Source organism: Maribacter sp. BPC-D8, assembly GCF_035207705.1.
GTDB lineage: Bacteria > Bacteroidota > Bacteroidia > Flavobacteriales > Flavobacteriaceae > Maribacter.
Window position 1 is genome coordinate 4109907 of the sequence record NZ_CP128187.1, and the last position, 22207, is coordinate 4132113.

Annotated in this window: 21 protein-coding genes; 12 read left to right on the forward strand and 9 right to left on the reverse strand. The window is 35.0% G+C overall.

Features of this window, described 5'->3' with window-relative positions:
- Window positions 1-6: 6 nt before the first annotated feature.
- Complete coding sequence (locus tag QSV08_RS18105) at window positions 7-660, reverse strand: DUF4271 domain-containing protein (protein ID WP_324025105.1); 654 nt, start codon at window positions 658-660, stop codon at window positions 7-9.
- Window positions 660-2333, reverse strand: a complete 1674-nt coding sequence (locus QSV08_RS18110) for an ArnT family glycosyltransferase (RefSeq protein ID WP_324025106.1) — start codon at window positions 2331-2333, stop codon at window positions 660-662. The genes QSV08_RS18105 and QSV08_RS18110 overlap by 1 nt, the downstream gene beginning before the upstream one ends.
- Before the next feature lie 135 nt (window positions 2334-2468).
- Between QSV08_RS18110 and QSV08_RS18115 the strand changes: the two genes are divergently transcribed.
- Genes QSV08_RS18115 through QSV08_RS18125 form a run of 3 tightly spaced genes read left to right on the forward strand, consistent with a single transcriptional unit; the run spans window position 2469 to window position 4968 of the window.
- Window positions 2469-3197, forward strand: coding sequence for a polyprenol monophosphomannose synthase (locus QSV08_RS18115; RefSeq protein ID WP_324025107.1), 729 nt, complete (start codon window positions 2469-2471; stop codon window positions 3195-3197).
- Between the two features lie 2 nt (window positions 3198-3199).
- Window positions 3200-4537 carry a dihydroorotase gene (locus QSV08_RS18120; RefSeq protein WP_324025108.1) on the forward strand — a complete coding sequence of 446 codons (1338 nt, stop codon included), beginning with the start codon at window positions 3200-3202 and terminating at the stop codon, window positions 4535-4537.
- The gene (locus QSV08_RS18125; RefSeq protein WP_324025109.1) at window positions 4534-4968 is read left to right on the forward strand and encodes a DUF4296 domain-containing protein; all 435 of its coding nucleotides are present in this window, start codon (window positions 4534-4536) and stop codon (window positions 4966-4968) included. The genes QSV08_RS18120 and QSV08_RS18125 overlap by 4 nt, the downstream gene beginning before the upstream one ends.
- Here the strand turns inward: QSV08_RS18125 and QSV08_RS18130 are convergent.
- Window positions 4949-5956, reverse strand: a complete 1008-nt coding sequence (locus QSV08_RS18130; protein WP_324025110.1) for an NAD-dependent epimerase/dehydratase family protein — start codon at window positions 5954-5956, stop codon at window positions 4949-4951. The genes QSV08_RS18125 and QSV08_RS18130 overlap by 20 nt on opposite strands.
- 104 nt (window positions 5957-6060) lie before the next feature.
- Between QSV08_RS18130 and tyrS the strand changes: the two genes are divergently transcribed.
- The 4 genes from tyrS to QSV08_RS18150 all read left to right on the forward strand — a co-directional run bounded on the left by tyrS (window position 6061) and on the right by QSV08_RS18150 (window position 8893).
- Window positions 6061-7353 (forward strand): tyrosine--tRNA ligase, encoded by a 1293-nt coding sequence (gene tyrS / locus QSV08_RS18135; RefSeq protein WP_324025111.1) that lies wholly within the window; start codon window positions 6061-6063, stop codon window positions 7351-7353.
- Window positions 7354-7378: 25 nt separating this feature from the next.
- Window positions 7379-7762, forward strand: a complete 384-nt coding sequence (locus QSV08_RS18140; RefSeq protein ID WP_324025112.1) for a hypothetical protein — start codon at window positions 7379-7381, stop codon at window positions 7760-7762.
- A 78-nt stretch (window positions 7763-7840) separates the two neighbouring features.
- Window positions 7841-8374: a hypothetical protein gene (locus QSV08_RS18145; protein ID WP_324025113.1), complete on the forward strand. Its 534-nt coding sequence runs from the start codon at window positions 7841-7843 to the stop codon at window positions 8372-8374.
- A gap of 69 nt (window positions 8375-8443) precedes the next feature.
- Window positions 8444-8893: a hypothetical protein gene (locus tag QSV08_RS18150; RefSeq protein ID WP_324025114.1), complete on the forward strand. Its 450-nt coding sequence runs from the start codon at window positions 8444-8446 to the stop codon at window positions 8891-8893.
- A gap of 5 nt (window positions 8894-8898) precedes the next feature.
- On the opposite strand, the gene QSV08_RS18155 is transcribed toward QSV08_RS18150, so the two are convergent.
- The 6 genes from QSV08_RS18155 to QSV08_RS18180 form a co-directional block, all read right to left on the reverse strand.
- Window positions 8899-11418: a DUF3857 domain-containing protein gene (locus QSV08_RS18155; RefSeq protein WP_324025115.1), complete on the reverse strand. Its 2520-nt coding sequence runs from the start codon at window positions 11416-11418 to the stop codon at window positions 8899-8901.
- 93 nt (window positions 11419-11511) lie between these two features.
- A complete protein-coding gene (locus QSV08_RS18160) occupies window positions 11512-12489 on the reverse strand; it encodes an acyl transferase (RefSeq protein WP_324025116.1) in 978 nt (325 codons plus the stop codon).
- A gap of 74 nt (window positions 12490-12563) precedes the next feature.
- The gene (locus tag QSV08_RS18165) at window positions 12564-12887 is read right to left on the reverse strand and encodes a T9SS type A sorting domain-containing protein (RefSeq protein ID WP_324025117.1); all 324 of its coding nucleotides are present in this window, start codon (window positions 12885-12887) and stop codon (window positions 12564-12566) included.
- Between the two features lie 176 nt (window positions 12888-13063).
- Entirely contained in the window at window positions 13064-13372 is a 309-nt protein-coding gene (locus tag QSV08_RS18170; RefSeq protein WP_324025118.1) for a T9SS type A sorting domain-containing protein, read from the reverse strand.
- A gap of 243 nt (window positions 13373-13615) precedes the next feature.
- A complete protein-coding gene (locus tag QSV08_RS18175) occupies window positions 13616-15670 on the reverse strand; it encodes a hypothetical protein (protein WP_324025119.1) in 2055 nt (684 codons plus the stop codon).
- A gap of 55 nt (window positions 15671-15725) precedes the next feature.
- Window positions 15726-18554, reverse strand: a complete 2829-nt coding sequence (locus tag QSV08_RS18180; RefSeq protein WP_324025120.1) for a TonB-dependent receptor — start codon at window positions 18552-18554, stop codon at window positions 15726-15728.
- 184 nt (window positions 18555-18738) lie between these two features.
- On the opposite strand from QSV08_RS18180, the gene QSV08_RS18185 reads away from it, so the two are divergent.
- From QSV08_RS18185 to QSV08_RS18205, 5 genes are read left to right on the forward strand one after another with little or no spacing between them, the layout of a single operon-like run.
- Window positions 18739-19425 (forward strand): response regulator transcription factor, encoded by a 687-nt coding sequence (locus QSV08_RS18185; protein ID WP_324025121.1) that lies wholly within the window; start codon window positions 18739-18741, stop codon window positions 19423-19425.
- A complete protein-coding gene (locus QSV08_RS18190; protein WP_324025122.1) occupies window positions 19426-20496 on the forward strand; it encodes a sensor histidine kinase in 1071 nt (356 codons plus the stop codon).
- A 52-nt stretch (window positions 20497-20548) separates the two neighbouring features.
- Window positions 20549-21217 carry a tRNA (guanosine(46)-N7)-methyltransferase TrmB gene (gene trmB / locus QSV08_RS18195; RefSeq protein WP_324025123.1) on the forward strand — a complete coding sequence of 223 codons (669 nt, stop codon included), beginning with the start codon at window positions 20549-20551 and terminating at the stop codon, window positions 21215-21217.
- A 4-nt stretch (window positions 21218-21221) separates the two neighbouring features.
- Window positions 21222-21848 (forward strand): LysE family transporter, encoded by a 627-nt coding sequence (locus QSV08_RS18200; protein ID WP_324025124.1) that lies wholly within the window; start codon window positions 21222-21224, stop codon window positions 21846-21848.
- Window positions 21849-21861: 13 nt separating this feature from the next.
- Window positions 21862-22206 carry an MGMT family protein gene (locus QSV08_RS18205; RefSeq protein ID WP_027065899.1) on the forward strand — a complete coding sequence of 115 codons (345 nt, stop codon included), beginning with the start codon at window positions 21862-21864 and terminating at the stop codon, window positions 22204-22206.
- Window position 22207: the final 1 nt, after the last annotated feature.

The following is a 22207-nucleotide window of genomic DNA, read 5'->3' on the forward strand; positions in this document are numbered from 1 at the left end:
GCTGCACTATTTTAGAAAGCTTCCCATAATAACTAAGGGTGCAATTTCGAGTGCGCAAAGGTACAAAATAAAATAGAAAAAATAGGTGCTTATGAATTTTTGATAATTCCTGAGGACTGTTACCCAACCAATTATATTAATAACGAAAAACATAATGAGGGCAATAATAATTACGATTTGTGAGTCAATAAAAACATAGGCTAAAAATATATTAGCAATGAAAAGAACAATACCTGCATAGTTAAGGTAAGTTAGTTTCTTAAAAATCAACTCATTAAAGGTGTTATATGAATTAAATATGAATCCGTTGAATAATTGCGCCATTGTTTTCGCAGTTATAAATAAGAAAACACCTGCAAGAAGTAAAGGAAAAATATAGGGGTTTTTTGCTTCGGTAGGGTTTAAATATGAACGCCAAATAAAAAAAATAAATAAGGTCGTATTTATGATTTGAAACACGCTCATTTGAAAATGAAACCAATTAAACAGCTTTTCTTTCTTTGTATACATCGTAATGTACTTGTTGTTAAAAGGAAGAATAATGAAGTTTAAAAAACGGGTATAATAGATGCTTTTTGCAATTAACGGGAACAACAGACTAACCATAAGTGTTATGGTGATCCAATCAGTTTGCTCAAAAGTTCTTGCAATAGGTTCCATTATTTAACAGGAATTGCTTTTCCGTTTAGACCGTATAAAAGATCGTTCTCAGAAATAACTACTCTAAAGTAGCCAATGTTTTCCTTTTTTGTTTTAGGAAGTTGAAATATAAAATTAGTAGTGTCTTGTTGCTTTAAGAATGTAATGCCCGTTTGGATAGATTTTGGAGTCATTTGAAGTGTCTCTACAGGAATTTTGTAATCATCCATATAACTTACAGCAAACTTCAGTTTTTTAAGGTCTATATCTTCTTGGTATGGATTGTAGATTTTAAGTTCAATACTTTCTTCTGAGTTCAAAGTAACAGGAATGTCCTCTACAATACAATCTAACTTTCGGTACGACTGAAAGTTAGCTATGTATTTGCCTTTGTATAAGCCGCCATCTTCTCTAGTGTACGTAAATGTTGGGTTATTTGCATATTTAGAAACATAAGCCACGTCTTTACCGCGAACCTGCTCTTCAGAGCCATCAATTGAGTATTGATTTTTTCGATACATAAAGTTGTTCAAAGAAAACGTCGGTGTTGCATCGGTGTAAAAAGAGTACATAGGGGCATTTCTGTACGAGTTTTCAAATACCACAGGTATATTGCCAACTTCTTCTTCAATAGCCTCTGCCCATTCTTTATTACCATGACTTTCGTAATAGAAATTAAAAAGTAAAGGTTGGTAGGCAAGTCCCATTCTTAAATAAATAATTAGAACAGTATTGATGAGTCCTAATCTGAAAATCCAGGTTAAGGCTTGTTTGTTCTGTAGCATGTAGTTAAAGGCAATAATCACCAATGGTATGCAAACAATAATAATCCATTGTGTTTGAACCCTTCTGTTAAAACTAGAAACAAAAAAGAAAATAAGTACGCCGTAAGTAAGATAGATCAGAGCCTTGTTGAATAGGTCATTACTTTTAGTTTTAAACAACGCTTTGTAAATAAACGGAAAGGTTAAACCGAATATGGCAACCAAGTTTACAAAGAAACCTAGGGTGTATTTTTCGAAACGATATGCACCGTTGGGGCGTTCATATAAATGATATTTTATAGATACAAAGTCATTTTCGTATAACCAATAAAAATGGGGGGCATAGCAAAACAAAGCCACTGCTACGGCTAGCCATGCATATTTGTTGGTGGTAAGTTTAAGGTTTGAAAGTAGTACAAAGAATATGACCAGTACGGCATGGTACTTACTGTACATTAAGGCAGCCATAAATATACCCATCACTATCGCTAAAGCTGCGGTTGGTTTTTTAATGAAATACTTGTAGGTCAATAAAAAGCAACTCGTAAAAAATAATAGGGGAGTATCTGGTAATGTGAAAAAGCCATAAGCATTTAGCAGTGTCATCGAAAACACCAATACAAAGAAGTGTTTAATGTATTCGTTCTTTTTTGGGTTGTCTATCATTAACCAAAGAAGAATAATATTGACAGCAGATAGTACGCAGCTCATGAAGCGAACACCTAGTTCGCCATTAAAAAAGAAGCTGCTGATTTTCACCATCAAGGCCACCATCGGCGGGTGGTCAAAATAACCCCAAGCCATATTCTGACTGTAGTACCAGTAATAAGCTTCGTCAAAAATGAGTTGCGTATAACTAGATTGAATAAGGTTAAGAATGAATATTACAGCTAAAAAAAAGTAAAACTGCTTCGGAATTTTAGTCAACATTTGCATCGGTTACTAAATGGCAAAATTACAAATTTAAGGTTAGCTACCTAGTGTAAAAATTTCATAAAGGTATTGTTGTCCATTTTAATAAGACTTTTAAAACCTTACTTTTGTCGAAACACCTATAAATAATATATGTCTAGTAGTATCGTAATCATACCTACGTATAACGAAATTGAGAATGTAGAGGCTATAATTCGTGCGGTATTTGATTTGCAGAAAGAATTTCATGTTCTCATAGTAGATGATAATTCTCCAGACAAAACAGGAGATTGTGTTCGCGGTCTTCAAGAAGAGTTTAAGGGGAAATTGTTTTTAGAGACTAGACTAGAGAAATCAGGTTTAGGTACTGCATACATTCACGGTTTTAAATGGGCGATAGCGAAGGGTTACGACTATATATTTGAAATGGATGCTGATTTTTCGCATACACCATCAGATTTGTTAAGATTGCTGAAAGCCTGTGAGAACGGTGCTGATTTGGCGGTGGGTTCTCGATATAAAAAAGGAGTAAATGTAGTCAATTGGCCACTACACAGAGTCTTGTTGTCATATGGTGCTTCAATATATGTAAAGCTGATTACCGGTATGCGTGTAGATGATCCTACCGCTGGTTTTGTATGTTATAAAAGAAAAGTGTTGGAAGCTATAGATTTAGATTCGGTTCGTTTTGTAGGTTATGCATTTCAAATTGAAATGAAGTTTAGGGCGCATTTAAAGCACTTTAAAATAGAAGAAGTTTCTATTATTTTTAGAGACCGGGTATTAGGAAAGTCAAAAATGAGTTCTTCGATTATTAGTGAGGCTATTTTTGGGGTGTTTATTATGAAAATGAGAAGTCTATTTTTGAAAAATAAGTTTTAGTTATGGGTAAAATTTTATTGAAAAACGGAATAATAGTTAATGAGGGAGTAGCACAAGACAGTGATATTCTAATTGTTGATGATATTATCGCAAAAATCGGAAAAGACATATCTGATGCAGATGCCGAAGTTATAGACGTTACGGGTAAACATATATTACCTGGTGTAATAGATGATCAAGTTCATTTTAGAGAACCTGGTCTTACCCATAAAGGCACCATAGCAACTGAGAGTAGAGCAGCACTTGCGGGTGGTATTACCACTTTCATGGAGCAGCCCAACACAACGCCGCAAACGACCACAATAGAAAAGTTAGAAGAAAAGTTTGCAACCGCAGCCAATTCTGCATTTGCCAATTATTCTTTTCTATTCGGTGGTACCAATGATAATCTTGAAGAATTAAAGAAACTTGATAAAAATGCCTGTTCAGGTATTAAATTATTTTTAGGATCATCGACAGGTAATATGTTGGTAGATGATGAAAAAGTAATTGAAAGTATATTCAGTAATACCGAAATGGTGATCTCTGCACATTGCGAAGATGAAACGACCATTCGTAAAAACATGGTGAAGTATAAGGCAGAGTACGGCGATGATATTCCTATTGCCATGCATCCTATTATTAGAAGCGAAGAAGCTTGTTATCTTTCTTCATCAAGGGCAATTGCGTTGGCTAAGAAAACAGGTGCGAGGTTGCACGTTTTTCATTTATCCACCGGAAAAGAAACCGATTTATTCCGCAATGATATTCCGTTAGAGCAAAAGAAAATTACTGCAGAAGTATGTATACATCACTTGTGGTTTTCTGATGCCGATTATGCAAAAAAAGGAACGTTGATCAAATGGAACCCTGCGGTGAAAACAGCCAAGGATAGAGATATGTTATGGGATGCGCTGTTAGATGACCGAATAGATGTCATCGCAACCGATCATGCGCCTCATTTATTAGAAGAAAAAGACAATGTGTATACCAAAGCACCTTCTGGCGGCCCATTAGTGCAACATGCATTAAATGCTATGTTAGAGAAGGTAAGAGAGGGGAAGATCACACTAGAGAAAATGGTACAGAAAATGTGTCATAACCCAGCGATTTTATTTCAAATAGAAAAGCGTGGGTATATACGTGAAGGCTATTATGCCGATTTGGTAGTAGCAGATTTAAATAGTTCTTGGACGGTTACAAAAGAAAATATCGCTTATAAATGTAAATGGTCTCCTTTTGAGGATACTACATTCTCATCTAAGATTGTACATACGTTCATTAACGGACATTTAGGGTATAGTAACGGACAGTTTTCTGAGAAACGAAATGCAAAAAGGCTAACATTCAATAGACCATGAAGCACTTATTCTTTTTAGTGGTAGCGATGTTAATGCTTTCTTCGTGTGCAGAAGAATTAGTAGAAAAGCCAGATAATTTAATACCAGAAGATAAGATGGTGGCGGTTATTAAAGAGATGGCTATTGTCAATGCTGCAAAAGCGACGAACCTTTCTAAACTACGCGAAAATGGTGTAGAGCCAACATCTTTCATATTTAAGAAGTTTGAAATCGATAGTGCCCAATTTGTAGATAGTGACAGGTACTATGCGTCAAAACCTTTACGATACGAAAATATGTATAAGAAGGTGGAGTCTGATCTAGAAGATCAACGTTTAAAATTAGAAACTGAGAAAAGAATTAGAGATAGTTTAAGTGTTGTTGAGAAGTCTAAAAAGAACATCGATATTAAAGTGAAAGACTCGGTATCGTCTAAGAGTGTTCAGAAATAAATAGCTTCGAAGAAAATTTCACTTGTTCGTCTAAGTTCTCAAATTCCATATTCAACTTCTTCTTTATTTTCTTGTTATTGAATGTAGTAGGGTTTTTTAGTCCGTAGATAGTACTTTTTGTTATCGTTCTTGGGCTTCCGGTTATTAGGTTTCTAAGTCTATCTGCAAACTTCCCGATATTTAACTGCCAAAATTTTAAAGATGTAGAAGGTGGCTTTTTATCCATCGATAAAGCAATTTTTTTCAATATCTCTTGATAGGTCAAGTTTTCTGCTACCAGTATAAAACGTTCATTATAAATATCAGAATTCATAAGTGCGATCATAATATTAGTAACATCGTTTACAGTTACAAACCCTGATCCGCCTGGTGGGTAATAATTATATCCTTTAGAAGCGGTTTTGAAGAAAGAACCACTACCGCTATTCCAAAATCCTGGACCAAGAATCACTCCCGGGTTTACAATTACGACTTCAAGATTTTCTTGAGCACCACGCCAAACTTCCATTTCGGCTAGGTGCTTTGTTATCGCATATGGATTAGCATTCTGTCGTGTCCACTCCGTTTCTTCGTCAGCGTGTTCATTGGTAATCGTTCTTCCGATAGTGCCAATGGTACTTACATGGCATAGTTTTTTGATACCGTTCGCAATACAGATATTTACAATATTAGCGGTGCCTTCTCTATTTATACGTTCCAATTTTTTGAAATCTGACGGGTCAAAAGAAATATAAGCGGCACAGTGGTAAACATAGGTAATGCTTTCAAAAGCATTTTCTAAAGAAGGTATATCTAAAATATCAGCCTGTACCCAATCGATTTTAGCGAATAAAGAAGCAGAATCGTCAGCGTAGTAAGAGAAGATTTTTTTTACCTGAGTAAGCTTATCTTCAGTTCTATACAAAGCCTGAACAGCTGTATTGTTCATCGTTAATTTCAGTAGCAAATGCGACCCCACCAAACCCGTGCCTCCTGTAACTAATACCATAATTCAAATTTAGGAAATACAGATGGATAAATTCATGCTTTAATCTACTGTGTACTGGCAAGAATTCCATTTATATTTGCACTTCAATTAAAATACAGGAAGAGATGACAAATTTTGTCAAGGAGTTACAATGGCGCGGAATGTTGCATGATGCAATGCCAGGAACAGAAGAACATTTATTAGAAAATATGCAGTCTGCGTATGTGGGTATAGATCCAACCGCAGATTCTTTACATATAGGTCACTTGGTAGGGGTAATGATGCTTCGTCATTTTCAATTGGCAGGGCACAAACCATATGCTTTAATAGGTGGTGCAACAGGTATGATCGGTGATCCTTCTGGTAAATCTACAGAACGTAATTTACTTGATGAGAAAACACTTCGTCATAATCAGAATGCCTTAAAAGATCAATTATCTCGTTTTTTAGATTTTTCTGGAGATGAAGAAAATGCCGCCGTTTTGGTCAATAATTATGACTGGATGAAAGACTTCTCTTTCTTAGAATTCATTAGAGATGTAGGTAAGCATATTACGGTAAACTACATGATGTCTAAAGACTCTGTAAAAAAACGCCTTTCATCAGAAGCAAAAGAAGGTATGTCATTTACTGAATTTACCTACCAATTGGTTCAAGGGTACGATTTTCTGCACTTGTACAGGGAACATAATTGTAGCCTTCAAATGGGTGGTAGTGATCAGTGGGGTAATATTACTACGGGTACAGAATTAATTAGAAGAATAGCCGGTGGTAAAGGGTATGCACTTACGTGCCCGTTAATTACAAAGGCAGATGGTACTAAATTCGGTAAAACAGAAGGCGGTAACGTTTGGTTAGATGCTGAAAGAACATCACCATATAAATTCTACCAATACTGGTTGAACACATCAGATGATGATGCCAATAAATACATAAAGATTTTTACTTTGTTGGGTCAACAAGAAATTGAAGATTTAATAAAAGAACATGCAGAAGCACCGCATTTAAGATTACTACAAAAGAGGTTAGCCGACGAAATTACCGTTATGGTACATTCTAAAGATGATTTAGATAATGCAGAACGTGCAAGTCAAATTTTGTTTGGTAAGTCTACAGCGTCTGATTTAAAAGGATTGAATGAAAAAACATTCTTAGAAATTTTTGATGGCGTACCTCAAGCAGAACTTTCAAAATCTGAATTGACAGACGGTCTAGATATGATCGGGGCATTGGCAGCTAAAACTAACTTTTTAGGATCTAATGGTGAGGCAAGAAGAGAATTAAAGCAAAATTCAATTTCAGTAAATAAAGAGAAAGTAAAAGAAGAGTTTTTGATTACTGCTGATGATTTGATAAATGACAAGTTTGTCTTATTACAAAGAGGTAAGAAGAACTATTTTGTATTGGTATTTAACTAGATAAATTTCTTTTAGACTGTATTTTATGAAGTTGAAACTTGTAGCAGTATTGTTCTTGTTATTTATTTCTTGTAGTGATGATGATCGCGTAATAGAAGATCTGGCTTTAGAAGGCGAATGGATACTTTCTAATGTTGTTTGTTATTGTGGTTTTGAGGAGGATATAGATTTTTCTTTAACCACAATTAATTTCGATTCAAGCAGAAGTATGGTTACCGTTACCAATGAAAGTGAATATGCTTTTTTCAGAGAAAATGGGGAGCATTTTTATGGCGGACAAGCCAATAGAATCAATTTTTCTGACGGTTCTGTGTACTTTTTCGAAACTAGAGGTGAGCAACTTATACTTACGTATGAAGACAATCCTGATATTGCAGATGATGAGGTAACCTTTGTTTTTACGCGCTAGTAAAGAGTACGTCATTTAGGGTAGTTATTTTTAAATATTTCTTTTAGAATAGCGTTTGTTAGCATAAACCCCCAAGTTATGTTTAAGAAGAGTATTGCTATTATCTGTTTGTTTACATTGTTTACTGCTTGCGATAAGCTCGATGATTTGACAAAGTTTGATATGGAATATAGCCAGCGCGCTACTATACCTTCTACTGCAGGTATCGATTTACCTTTTGATGTTTTTACTCCAGAAATAGAGACGAATTCCGAATCTACTTTTGAAGTAAACGATACCAGAAAAGACCTTATTGAAGAAATTAAGTTGACCGAATTAGAATTGGTTATCATTTCGCCAGAAAGTGCTGATTTCAGCTTTTTAAATTCGATAGAAGTATATATCTCTGCGGATGGACTAGAAGAAATTAGAATTGCGAGTTTAGACGAAGTTCCTGAAGATGCTGGTAATAAAATAACTTTAGATACTTCAGATACAGATTTGAAAGAGTATATAAAGAGCGATGAATTCAGCTTGCGATTAAATACCGTTACCGACGAGTTAATGAGTAGCGACCACGAATTAGAGGTGAATTCTACCTTTTTTGTAGATGCCAAAATATTAGGACTTTAATTTAAGATTGCCTTAACGCAACTATTTGTTAAGTTGGGTATCTTGTAACTAGTTAAAAGTCTTCGAGCTATGAAAAGATATGCCCTTTTATTTTTGTTTCTTGTTTTTCTTACCTCTTGTGCTAATGACGATGATTTCGGATTAGAGTCAACACAATTTGTATTCTCAGAACAAAAATGGGAGCTAACTCAAATGTCTGGTAGTTTTCAAAATTCAGAAACTACAGGCGAAGAAATGGAATGGCAAGAATATTACATTTTTTCACCAGAAGGTACTTTTGTAAAATCAAGAACTATTGGTGATGAGCTTGTTGAAGCTACGGGTAGTTTTGAGGTCGTAGAATACGAGAATGATCTAAATCATTACTTAGAACTAACCTTTGAAACAGGTAACGAATTGGCAGGTAATTGTACGGGCGACGATAAAGAGCTTTTAATGTACAGAAATTCAACCATGATTTCTAGCCTTTGGATGGCTTGTGATGGACCTGGGTTAGATTATTCGCTGAGTAAGAATTAAATCTCTTATATTTTTAATTGCAATTCTTCAATTTCAGACTCTGTATTGCTATAGGTATTCACAAAAGTATTTTTAACCCTTTCAGAATTTAGAAAATAAGGTATCCAGATAGCAGAAGAAATAATGGCTTTAAGAATATCTGCAGTAGCTGTTGGGTCAGGTATTGCAAATTGATTCATAAGAAAACTTTCAAGTAATGTAATACCCAAATTGCAACCATAAAATATGATCATCATTTTTGGGGCAGCCGTTCGTTTTTGTAAAAACAATAGTATGGTTAATACAGCGAATGTTAAGAAGGCAAAGTTATAGAAGAGCTCAAAACCTAGGTATGCTTCTAACATTTTTGCATTTTCGTAACCGGCATATTCGAAACCGTCCCAAATAGTTTTATCAAAATACCCATTTTGGTAAATATTAAAAATGAGTATAACAGGTGTCAGCACTAAACCGATTAATGGAAGAATTAACCAGCCTCCAAATTCTTGTCCGGGTAAAGATGCTTCTTCGTCCTTTTTTGGGTTGTAGCTTTTGTAAAGTTTAATAGCGAAAAAGATGCTTAACGCAGTTGATAATAACATTATAAAAATGGATAACCAACTAATTCCCGACTCCGATTCGTTATCGCCATAGGTAAGTTGTAATCCAATTTTATCTCTAAGGTCGTCGTGTTCTTTTATGAAAGATCGGGTATCGTCTGCTGGTATAACATCTTTCTTTAATTCATATTCATAATTTAAAGTTATCATGTTCCCTGTTTGCTTAATCGTCTTCGAAAAGCTGTAATAATCATTATCTATTCTGATGTCTTTTAAATTTAAAGACCAAGGTTCTGGTAATAATATGCGTGTAGTTTGTGTAAAACTAAAAGGAACTCCAGCACTATATGGCATTTCTCTTTCTAAAGAATTGTTGTAGCTAATTAATCCGTCTAAGACTAGTGAATTGGTATCAAAGTAGATTGTTTCATCGTTTTCTATCGTGCTCCAAAGACCTTCAATATCATAGTATTCGTTTGTGGTGAATATATTTTCCCATGGTCTTGAATCATCTAAATAAGTTACTTTTTCACTTGAAGAAATTGAAGGGTATAAGCTGCTATAGAAATTTAGATATTCCTTATTTATACTTTCTTCCTTATTATTTTTGAAATAAGCTCTTGTGTTATCGGCTCTACTGCCAAAGTATTCTGTTTTTACTTCAAATTTAGCGTTACCACCAATTTTGTCTACAGTGATATCTTCAACAATTCTAATACGAGAATTTGTTTTATAGGGTATCTTCTTTAATGAGGCGCTTCCCTCTTTAAGTAGTAATCCGTTTTTATAATCGGGTGTGTATAGATGGTATAGATTACCACCTTGGTTAGAAATAGTAGGATCCACGAAATACTCATTGCCGCCGTGTTCGAAGTAGACAATACAATGATCGAACATTAGGTGACTAGGTAAAAATTTATCTAAATTTTCACTTGATTTAGAGTTTACCAAAATAGGAAATGAGCTGACACCTTGGTTTTGTAATAAAGTTGCTAGAAGTAAAGATTTGTCTTTGCAATCTCCGTATCTACGATCTAATACGACATCTGGTTTAGTAGGTTTAAAGGCACCAATACCAGATTCAAACCCTAAATAGCGAATATCATCTTGTACAAATCTAATGAGCTTTATGATAACATCTTGTTTAGAATCTAGCTCTTTATCTATAGTTATAGGGTTCTTCAAATGTTCTTTAGGAAATTTATAATATGGTGTCATTAACTCAACGACACTTTTCCAATTATTAAAGGTTGAAACAGAAATGCGCTTTTGTGAGTTATACCAATAAGGGGTGTTACTATCATAAGTTACATATGCACCACTATTATTTGTCCAAGTATATTCTTTACCTAAAGTTGTATTATTTACTTTCGGATCATTAGCTCCATTAAGCGTTTTATATGTGATGGGGTTGTTTGAATCGGTTAAAATTCTATTGTATATACTATTAACCGGTGTTGTATATTCCTCATAGACAAGGTTAGAATAATTGCCTTCATTTATGGGGTTAAAGCCATTGATAGAGTAAGAATATTCAATGATATCACCAACACGAATATCTGATAGATTAATTACAGAAGTTAATGACCCATCATATAATGAACGTTCTAAATTGGTTTCTCTCTGAAAGGTATTTATGAATGATTTTTCTAATTTATCAATGATTTCACCATCTCTAATAACTTGTGCTTTATGAAATTCTATTTTTTGGTATTCTGGGTCGTAAGATGCGCTAATGTCAGACATCTCTTGAATACCATCACTATTCAAAATTTTAAAAGCATAGTGAACAAACTGTTCTTTTTTAATTAAATTATCTTGATAATCTAATAGCAAGTATTTGTAGGCTCCTTCTTCTTTAGCATCTTTTTTGTCTGTAATTGATATAGGAGTAACCCAATTCGGAGTTGAGGTTTTTTTTGCTTGTTGAGCATTTGTGAAAAGAGATGCAAGTAAGAAAAGAATGATATAAATATGAAAGCGCATTAATTCTTGTTTACGTTAAATATAAGTAAGAAATATCTTAAGTAAACAACGTTTGGCTTTTCTAAAACGTATACAATGGCATTGTAAAGAAAATTAAAGCACCATTAAATTACACCCTCTAATATCAGAATTATCGAATCTTCCGATAATTTCAAAAGTGCCGTCTTGGTTTATTTTACCTAAATCTTGAGTGGCAATAAAAGAGCAGGAGTTGATGTTTGCTAAATCGATTACATTGATTCCGCCAGACTTGCCATAGGTTAAATAGGTAAGTGGGTCTTCGGTATCGCGCACTAAAATCTTCATCCAAGTTGGGCAGTCGAAAACCCCGTTTCCTTTAGAATACGCTTGCGATAAAAGTTCTGTCATTCCGTATTCAGAGTGAATATTTGGTACTCCGAATCCGTTCGATAAAAGCTGATGCAATTCTTGGCGTACAATTTCTTTTCTACGACCCTTCATGCCACCAGTTTCCATGATAATGGTGTTATGTAAAGACATCTGGTATTGCTCGGTAAATTCTAGCAAGGCAAAAGAAACACCTATAATTAATATTTTGGTATCCGTTTTTTGAAGTTCAATAAGTAGCTCATGCAGTTGTTCGTATTCGTTTAGAAAGAAACCGCTTTCTGGGTGATTCGATTTTTTGATCAAATCATCTGCCATATAGATCAATGAAGAGCCTGTACGTTCTAGATAAGAAGGTAACAGTGCAAGAACACAATAGTCAGTAATATCGCCATAAAAATGGTTAAAAGCCTTTAAATAGCTCTGCTCGTATAGACTTAAGTCGGTAACAAAGTGCTTACTGGTTTCACTGCCTGTGGTGCCGCTACTGGTAAAGGTAATTTCTGGTGTATCAGTGGTGCTAAGAACATCTTTAGACTTAAAGAATTCTATAGGTAAAAACGGAATCTGTTCTAAAGTTTGAACAGCATCTGGTTGCACATTTAAATAAGTACAAAAATCGTGGTAGACTACATTGTTGTCGTATTGAAACTTGAATATACGCAGTGCTTGGGTTAGAAAATCCCCTTCTGTTTGTATATCAAAAATAGCATTATGCTTCATGTTCGGCACCAATTCTGGCAAAGGTACTGAACCAAATTATTTTAATTGTTTTGAGATGAAAATATGTAGGTAATTTATTTCACCACAAGCTTACGAGTAATAGATTTTTCGTCTTCGGTTACCTGAACAACATAAACGCCAGGCGATAGTCTAGAGATATTCATTGCCTTTGCAGACAATTTTTCGGTTAAGACGAGCTCTCCGAATACATCATAAACTCTTACTTCTTTTATACTGTTTTTCTGTGTTGTTACATAAACAACATCAGCAATTGCTGGGTTGGGGTATAATTTGAATCCGGCAATTTCATCGTTACGTAGGTCGTTGATATCTATAGTGTCTTGGGCGTATAAGCCAACAGAGACTGCCATAAATAGCATAAAGTAGATTTTCTTCATTTGATATTGATTTGGGATCAACACTTCAAAGGTATGGTTAAGTGTAACTTGAACACTGAAAATGTTGTGAAACCAATTTTTTTGTAGGTCAATGAGAAAGTCGAAGTAATTCGTCGTAAAAACGTGTAGTTAACCGATAGTGGATTTTGAAAATACCGAGAAAAAGAGGGGAGTTGTTACTTAACAATCAACTTACGTGTACACATCTTGTTTTTTTCAAGAACACGTAATACGTACACACCAGAATCTAAATCAGAAAGATTCAATTCTTTACCTAAAATAGTTGTCTTCAATAATAATGTACCAAATACATCATAGATGAAAATTTCTTTAGGTGCGTTAAGGTTGGTAGAAATATAAACTTTACCTGTAGTAACCGGATTTGGGTACATACTAAAACCATCAATGTCTCCATTACTTTGGGTACTTTGCCCATAGCTGAAAGAAATAAAGAAAAAGAAGATGATTAGGTAAAGGTGCTTCATATATAGCTGGTTACAAATGCTATGCCACAAATATAAGAATTTAACACTCCTTTTTATTTTTGTAAGAGTAGATATTGTGAAAAGATCGATGAAATGCAATATAATCGATGAAATGCACTATTTATGACTTAAACTACCTGTTTTATTGTGGTTTTAAGTAGCGTGTAGTCTTTGATTGTAAGAATTATTCTAAACAAAAAGCCCGCAATTTGCGGGCTTTTAAAATATATATAATACTGTTATTTAGTTTCCAGTTGCCCAAGCAAAAATTGCAACATCAACTGCTGTTCCGTTAAAAACATCGTCTTCAACTGTAGTAAGTGCAGTTTCGTCAACAATTACGTTAGCTAATGGACCGTTATCTTTCATGTCTACATTAGTATCATAACCAGATAGGCTTACGTTAGTTAAGGTTGCACCAGAAGTCGCTTTGAATTGTAAAGCAGTGCCACCAACAGTAGATACAGCAGTAAAGTCAATTAACTTCGGATTACCGTTTGCTTTATCAGCTTCAACCGCAGTCGAAAAGCCTTCTTCGCTATGTAATACATATGCTGTTGTAACAGTACCGTTCCAACCTTCTGTCCAGTCAATAGAATCATCTTGGTTGTTTTCGAAATACAAGTTAGTAGCAGAAACAGTTCCGCCAAAGAACTCAACTCCGTCATCTTCACCATCGATCATAGCAACATTGTCAATAGTTGTTCCAGAACCTACAGCGTAAAGCGTAAGTCCGTTGTACTGAGATTCAGCATCAATTTGAGCACCAGCATTCTTAATTATCAAGTAGCTAATTGAACCAGAATTATCATCATCAGTAGTACCGCCATATTTAAAGTTTCCTACTTCTGCAGTTGCATCTACACCTTCAGTAGTAGTTGCATCACCTAAAATCACCAATCCGCCCCAATCGCCAGGGTTATCGTTTGTAGAAGTCATAACTACTGGGTTAGCAGCAGTACCTTCTATTGAAATCATTCCACCTTTTTGTACTACAATATAGGTTTCAGTTTCGTCGCCAGACTCAACCTGAGCAGTAATTTTTGTGCCTGCAGGTATTGTAAGCGTAGCGCCATCTTCAACACTAAGGTTTTTAGATAAGAAGTAGTTTATACCAGCATCTAAAGTAAGGTCGCTAGTTAAGTTGCCTGTTAAAATACTACTACCAACAGCTGCATCTGTATTTACCCAATCAAAAATTGCGATATCAACTGTTGCATTTGCATTGTAGCTAGTATCTGGGTTACCAGCTTCACCTTCTATAATTACGTTAGCCAAAGGACCGTCGTCTTTCATATCAATTGAAGTTTCATAACCACTTAAAGAAAGTCCGGTAATTGTCGCTCCAGAAGTCGCTTTAAATTGTAAAGCAGTACCACCTACTGTAGAAACAGCAGTAAAGTTTATTAATTGAGGATTCCCGTTCGCTTTATCAGCTTCAACAGCTGTAGAGAAACCTTCTTTAGTATGAAGAACATATGCATTGGTAACGGTACCGTTCCAACCTTCTGTCCAGTCGATAGAATCATCTTGGTTGTTCTCGAAGTATAAGTTAGAAGCAGAAACAGTTCCACCAAAAAACTCAACTCCGTCATCATCACCATCAATCATAGCAACGTTGTCAATAGTTGTACCTGAACCTACAGCATACAGCGTAAGACCGTTATATTGAGATTCGGCATCGATTTGAGCACCTGCATGCTTTATAATCAAATACGAAATTGAACCAGAATTATCATCATTTGTAGATCCACCATATTTAAAGTTACCAACTTCAGCAGTTGCATCAACACCTTCGGTAGTAGTTGCGTCACCTAAGACCACTAATCCACCCCATTGACCAGGTTGGCCACCTGTAGATTGCATAGTTACTGGAGCAGCAGCTGTACCTTGTACATCTATTTCACCACCTCTTTGAACAACAATGTATGTTGAAGTTTCGTCACCTGTTTCAACAGTTGCGTTGATTACGGTTCCTGCAGGTATAATTAATTTAGCCCCAGCTTCAATACTATAATTTTTTTCTAATGAATAGGTTTTAGTAGCGTCAAGTGTTCTTTCTTCAGTTAATTCTCCTGTTAAAACAGTACTTTCTTCTGGGTTTGTTGCTTCGCAAGCAGTACAAGAACCCCCACAATCAACTCCTGTTTCATCACCATTTTTTATACCATCGGTACAAGTCGGTGATACCGCGTCTGGTCCATTATCTGGATCATTATCATCACTACTACAACTGGCAAAGGTAATAGCTGCTGCAAGAGCAAAAACTTTTACAAAATTTTTCGTTTTCAATTTCATAATAAACATTTTAAAAGATTAAAATTAAAGATTAGTGAGTATTGAGTGTTTCTAATTAGAATTTGTAATTAAGCCCTAAGCTTATTCCCATACCGGTAGAGTAAGAGCTAACAGTTTGCTCTAGTTCTATTTCAGTTACTGGGTTGCGAATTAATTGTGTTTGCTTTATTTCTGGATTCAATAAGTTTTTACCTGTAAGACTTACTTTAATATGCTCACCAAATTCTTTGCTGATTTGGGCATTTAAGACTACGAAACCATTTTCAACGATAGCGTCATCATAAAAGATATCTCTATTGGTTTGATCGGTAGGTACACCTAAAGAATAAATTTTGTCTGATGCGTAATTTGCATTTATAGATGCTGCAAAAGGATTGTCGCCAGCGGTATCATAATTTAAACTAGTATTGAAAATCCAATCAGAAGCACCTTGAAGATCAGTTTTGGTGATACCTTTATATTGAAAGCTTCTTAATAAATTACCTTCATCGTTATAAATTTCTTTTAAATCTTGTTGATGCCACATACGGGTTACATTAAGAACCATGTTAAGGTTATAACCAGATTCTGAACCATCGTCATCGTTGTAAGCAGGGGTTACTAAATCTAATTTAGTTTCTGCTTCAAGACCAAAAATTTCAGCTTTCTCACCAGAGTTGAAGTAAGAGAAGATACCTGCAGAACCTCTTTCTCTAACTCTGTTGATTGGGTCAGATATATCTTTATAGAAGGCAGCAACAGAAACAAGCTGAGCGGCAGATGGAAAGTATTCCCATTTTAAATCTAGATTAATATCTTTTGAAGCTATTAAATCTGGATTACCTCTAGTTATTTGACCAGTAGGAGAAACATAGTTAAAAGGCGCTATTTCTTTAAATTCTGGTAATGTAATTGTGCGGCTTATTGCTAAACGTAATGCGTTTAGTTCGTTAATAGTGTACTTAATATTTAAGCTAGGGTAGAAGTTGCTGTAATCTTGATTGCTATCTCCTGTTCTAGGCGAAAGGTTTCCTATATCATAAGCAACTTTAATTTCATCTCTTTGAAAACGTAGGCCTGCATCAAAGTTCCATTGGTCAAGTCCGACATTAAAAGAAAAGAATGCTGCCTTAGAATCTAAAGTTCCTAAATAGATATCTTTTCTTTCGTCATTAGCATTTGAGCCTAAAAGATTAATTTCTAAGAGTCCCGCATCAAAATAAGATTGACGAAAAACTGCACCAAGATCATCAATAGATGATGGGTTAACTGCATTTGTATTGACTTCTTCTACACCAACAAATTCAGAACTAAAATCACGTTCTTTATTGCGGTAAGAAACACCAAAGTTTAGTTTGAAGTTTCTTGTTTCCTCATCAATTATTTTTAATTCGTCTTTTAGGTAAGCACTGAATTCGTTGTCCTCAATTTTTTGACTAGACTTACGTTGTTGAAATCCGCCATTTCTACCTAGTTGAACAAGTGTGCCATCGGGATCAAAATTGACTTCGTTTCTAATTCTGTTTGGTTCATCGGCATTTAAAAGATTATAACCAGCGGCCCAGTGCAGTGTGTTTTTCTCACCAATTTGGTGTCTACCTATTAATTGAGTTATTAATAATCTCGTTTGTTTAGTGTTTTGATCTCTAATAAATTGAAAAAGACCTTCACTTGGGCTCGTTTCTTCAAAGATTGTTGCCTCGCCATTACGACCTGCTTCAAAAACATTTTCATCTAGTTTATTAACGAAAAAAGTGCTTGACTTAATTTTGTTCTTGGCGTTGGCTAAATAAGTAATATCTAATAACCCCGTATTTACTATTTTCTTTTGATAGGTAGTTGCATCGGTAATGGTGTCATCGATAAAGTTAGAACGGTATTGTCTAAAGACCCCTTCTCTATGCTCAAAAGATCTTGAGTGAGAAGCTGTGAAAAATATAGCAAGCTTATCTGCTATTTTCTTACCTGCAGCGATAGACATAGAATAATCCATCGGGTTTTCTTGTCGTAAAGTATTCCACCCTTGGTTGGTAATTAACTGTTGTGTAGAAAGATTTTGGTCGTAGAAACCGAATGTTGTATTCTTAGAATTCTGTGATATTCTAAAGTTATCGTAAACTCCGCTTTTAGCTACATTAGAATTTACACCACCAGAAACACCAATTGCAAGTTCACTAGAACCCGCTAATTCTCTAGAAGTAATATTAACTGTACCAGAAGCTTGATCAGCAGACCCTTCTACTCCGTATGTTTTACTGATACTTACATTTTGAAGAACACGTGTTGGGAATAAAGAAAGATTAATGTTTTTTTTATCAATATCATCAGACGGAACAGGAAGTCCGTTTAATGTAGAAGATAAATATCTGTCACCTAATCCTCTAACGAAAACATCGCCAGAAGCTTCGCTACTAGATACACCAGATATTTTTGTAGTTGCAGTAGCAGCATCAGATACTCCGATCTTAGCAAGTTCAACAGCACCGATACTTTCTTTAATTTCGATAGCTCTTTTTTGATCCAATAATAATGCTGTCTCAGAATCTTTACGAGCTACAGTTGTAACCGTTACCTCGTCTAAAGAAACACCTTGCGATGCGCTAAGTGAAACATCGATAGTGGTAGACTTACCTGCTAAGATTTCAACATTCGGCATTTCAACAGTTTCGTATCCTAAATAACTAAATGATATGGTATAGGTGCCAGGCTCAATGTCTGATATCTCATATAGTCCGTCAAAATCAGAAGTAGTACCTTTAGTAGTACCTTTTAATAATACGTTTGCAAATGGTAATGGTTCGTCGTTTAATTCTTTGTCTGTAATTGTTCCGGCAATGCTTCCTGTGTCTTGAGCACTAGAAATAATAGAGATAAAAAGGAATGTAAAAAATAGTAACTTGTTCATTAGATATATCGATTCTTTAATCAGCGGCAAAGAAACAGAGAGGGTGTAATGTTCGGGTTAGATCCATGTTAAACATTTATTTTGTTAATGTTATGTAAACGTTACTACATTAAATCAATGTTAAGTGGCGTTGCAGTAATAGTATTATCTTTACTTTTGAGCGAATCAATCTAATTTGAAAACCATGAAAAAGAAGGACATTAAGATACTTTTAGTTGATGATGAACCAGATATTCTAGAGATAGTAGCTTATAATTTATCTGCTGAAGGGTACGATGTGTATACTGCTAAAAATGGAGCTGATGGTGTTGCCAAGGCAAAAAAGAAAATGCCCCACCTTATTATACTAGATGTAATGATGCCTGAAATGGATGGTATTGAAGCTTGTGAAATTCTAAGAAGAACTTCCGGATTAGAAAATACTATCATTACCTTCTTAACAGCTAGAGGAGAAGATTATTCTCAAGTAGCAGGTTTTGATGCTGGTGCAGATGATTACATTACCAAGCCTATAAAACCAAAAGTTTTGGTTAGTAAAGTAAATGCACTTCTTAGACGCCTTAAAAACGATGAGAATGCTCAAGAAGATATTACCCAGGTAGGTGATATCGTTATTAATAGGGAAGAGTATAAAATTGTTAAGAAGGGTAAAGAGATTATTTTACCTAGAAAAGAGTTTGAACTTCTAGCTTTGTTAACTTCAAAACCTAGTAAAGTTTTCAAGAGAGAAGTAATTCTTGATAAAGTTTGGGGCAATGAAGTGGTTGTTGGTGGTCGTACTATAGATGTACATATTAGAAAGCTTCGTGAAAAAATTGGAGAAGACCATTTTAAGACCGTTAAAGGAGTAGGATATAAGTTTGTACTTTAAATGGCTGCTAAAGTTCGTTCAAGAAAATCATATCGTTTTGCGTTGCGCTCATCGCTTTATATTGTTATAATTAGCATAGCGATGCTCGCTTTATTACAATGGCGATTTAGCACCATAAACTGGGGTATTTTAATATCTGCGGCGATAATTTTTTTTATAATCTCTTTTGTTACACTACAATTAAGAATAGAGAAATTCATTTACAAGCGAATTAAAAAAATCTATGATGATGTAGAGTTGCTAGAATCAAGTACCATACTTTCATACCCTGTTACTACAGATATGAAAACCTTAACTGCAGAAATCGAGAAGTTTGCTAAAGATAAAAGGATAGAGATAGACACTTTGAAAATTCGGGAAGAATACCGGAAGGACTTCTTGGGTAACGTATCTCATGAATTAAAAACGCCGTTATTTACTGTGCAAGGTTATATTGAAACCTTGCTAGATGGTGCTATTGATGACAAAAATGTTCGTAAGAAGTATTTAATACGAGCCAATAAAGCGGTAGACCGGTTAATTTATATTGTAAAAGATTTAGATTTAATAACCAAGTTAGAAGTTGGGCACCTTACTCTTGAAAAGCGCTCGTTCGATATTATAGATTTAATACAAAGTGTATTTGATCTGTTGGAGATGAAAGCAGCCAAGAAAAATATAACCCTAACTTTCGATATGGAATATGTTGATCCCATATTCGTATTTGCCGATAAAGAAAAAATACAACAGGTGCTTACCAATTTATTGGTCAACTCTATTAAGTACGGCAATGATAATGGTACAACAGAGGTAAGTGTTGAAAATTTGGTCAAGAATAAGGTAATTGTTAGGGTAACCGATAATGGTGAAGGTATACCTGCAATTCATATTCCTCGACTTTTTGAACGTTTTTATAGGGTAGACCAAAGTGGTAGTCGTCGTGAAGGTGGCTCTGGGTTGGGTCTGGCCATTGTAAAACATGTTATAGAAGCGCATGGAGAAAAAATCTATGTAGAAAGCGCTGTAGAGGTAGGTTCTGAGTTTTCTTTTACTTTAGAGAAAAGTATCGTTCAAATAGAGGAAGTACAATAATCGCTAACCCTCACTTTTTTCTTAGATTTGCCGCAGTTTAGATGTAATAATTGTGGGAAGTAAAAATAAATTAAAGAGATTTCAGGAAAACGAGACGTTTTCAAACGTAATTCAACCAACAAGAGAAGAAGTGGTAGGCGGTTTCCCGTTGAAAGGAAAGTGGAATACACATTTCAAAAACGACAACCCTATTGTCTTAGAATTGGGTTGTGGTAAAGGGGAGTACACCGTTGGCTTGGCTAAAAAATTTCCGAATAAGAATTTTATCGGTATCGATATTAAAGGTGCCCGTTTTTGGAAAGGAGCTAAAGAAGCTGTTGAAGAAGATATACCCAATGTTTGTTTTATACGAACTCAAATAGAATTGGTAGATCATCTTTTTGGTAAAGAAGAGGTATCTGAAATTTGGATCACCTTCCCAGACCCACAAATAAAATACAAACGTACCAAACACCGTATGACCAATACGGCATTTTTAGAACGCTACAGACAAGTTTTAAAACCTGAAGGGACGGTTAATTTAAAAACAGACAGTGAGTTCATGCACGGGTACACTTTAGGTTTACTTCACGGTCTTGGTTTAGAGGTAGTTTATGCCAATCATGATGTGTATAAGAATGAAGGTAGCCCAAAAGAAGTTTTAGAAATACAGACTTTCTACGAAAATCAGTATCTTGAAAAAGGAAAGCCTATTACTTTTATTAGGTTCAAGGTAAACTGATTCAATGCAACAATTACCTATTTTATTTGTATTCACTTTTGGTGCGGCTTTCTTCGCGTCATTACCACCCGGTTTGCTGAATTTAAATGCAGCAAAGACCAGTGTAGAAAAGGGAAAAACAAATGGAATAATTTTTGGTTTGGGTGTTGCTCTTGCCGTAATGTTACAAACGTATGTATCGGTACGTATCGCAAAATTAATTTCTAGAAATCAGCATGTTATAGAAATATTATTGCAATTGGCCTTAGGTATTTTCTTTGTGCTGGCAATTGTATTTTTTATAAAAGGTAGAAAGCAAGAAAATAAGCCGTTGATACTAACCGAGACTAAAAAACGAAATAGTTTTTCTAAAGGAGTGTTCTTGGCACTTATTAATCTTTTGGCGATACCGTACTATAGCGGATTGAATACGGTTTTTCACTCGCAAGGATTTATGACCTTTAAAATCATAGATGAGGTTTTGTTCATTCTGGCTGCAGGCAGTGGTACTTTTCTTGCCATGTATTTATATGTGATCTATTTTAATAAGTGGGAGCATAAAACAAAATCATTCTCTAAGAATAGTAATTTTATTTTAAGCGGATTAATGTTGTTGCTATTTGTGATTACAGCTTTTAGATTGTTTAATTAAACGGATGTAGCCGATGAAACCTGAAAATGAGAATTTCTTTGAAAGAGTATATCAGGTAGCACGGTTAATACCCGAGGGGCGTGTAACTTCTTACGGCGCAATAGCCAAATACTTAGGTGCGGCCCGTAGTGCAAGAATGGTAGGCTGGGCAATGAATGCATCGCACAATATGGATGACATACCCGCACATAGAGTAGTCAATAAAGCCGGGCTATTAACTGGTAAGCATCATTTTGATGGCACCAATCTCATGCAACAACTGTTAGAAGGTGAGGGAGTAGTAATTAAAGACTTGCAAATAGTACAATTAGAAAATTACTTTTGGGATCCATTTACAGAGCTAAAAGCAGAATTATAGC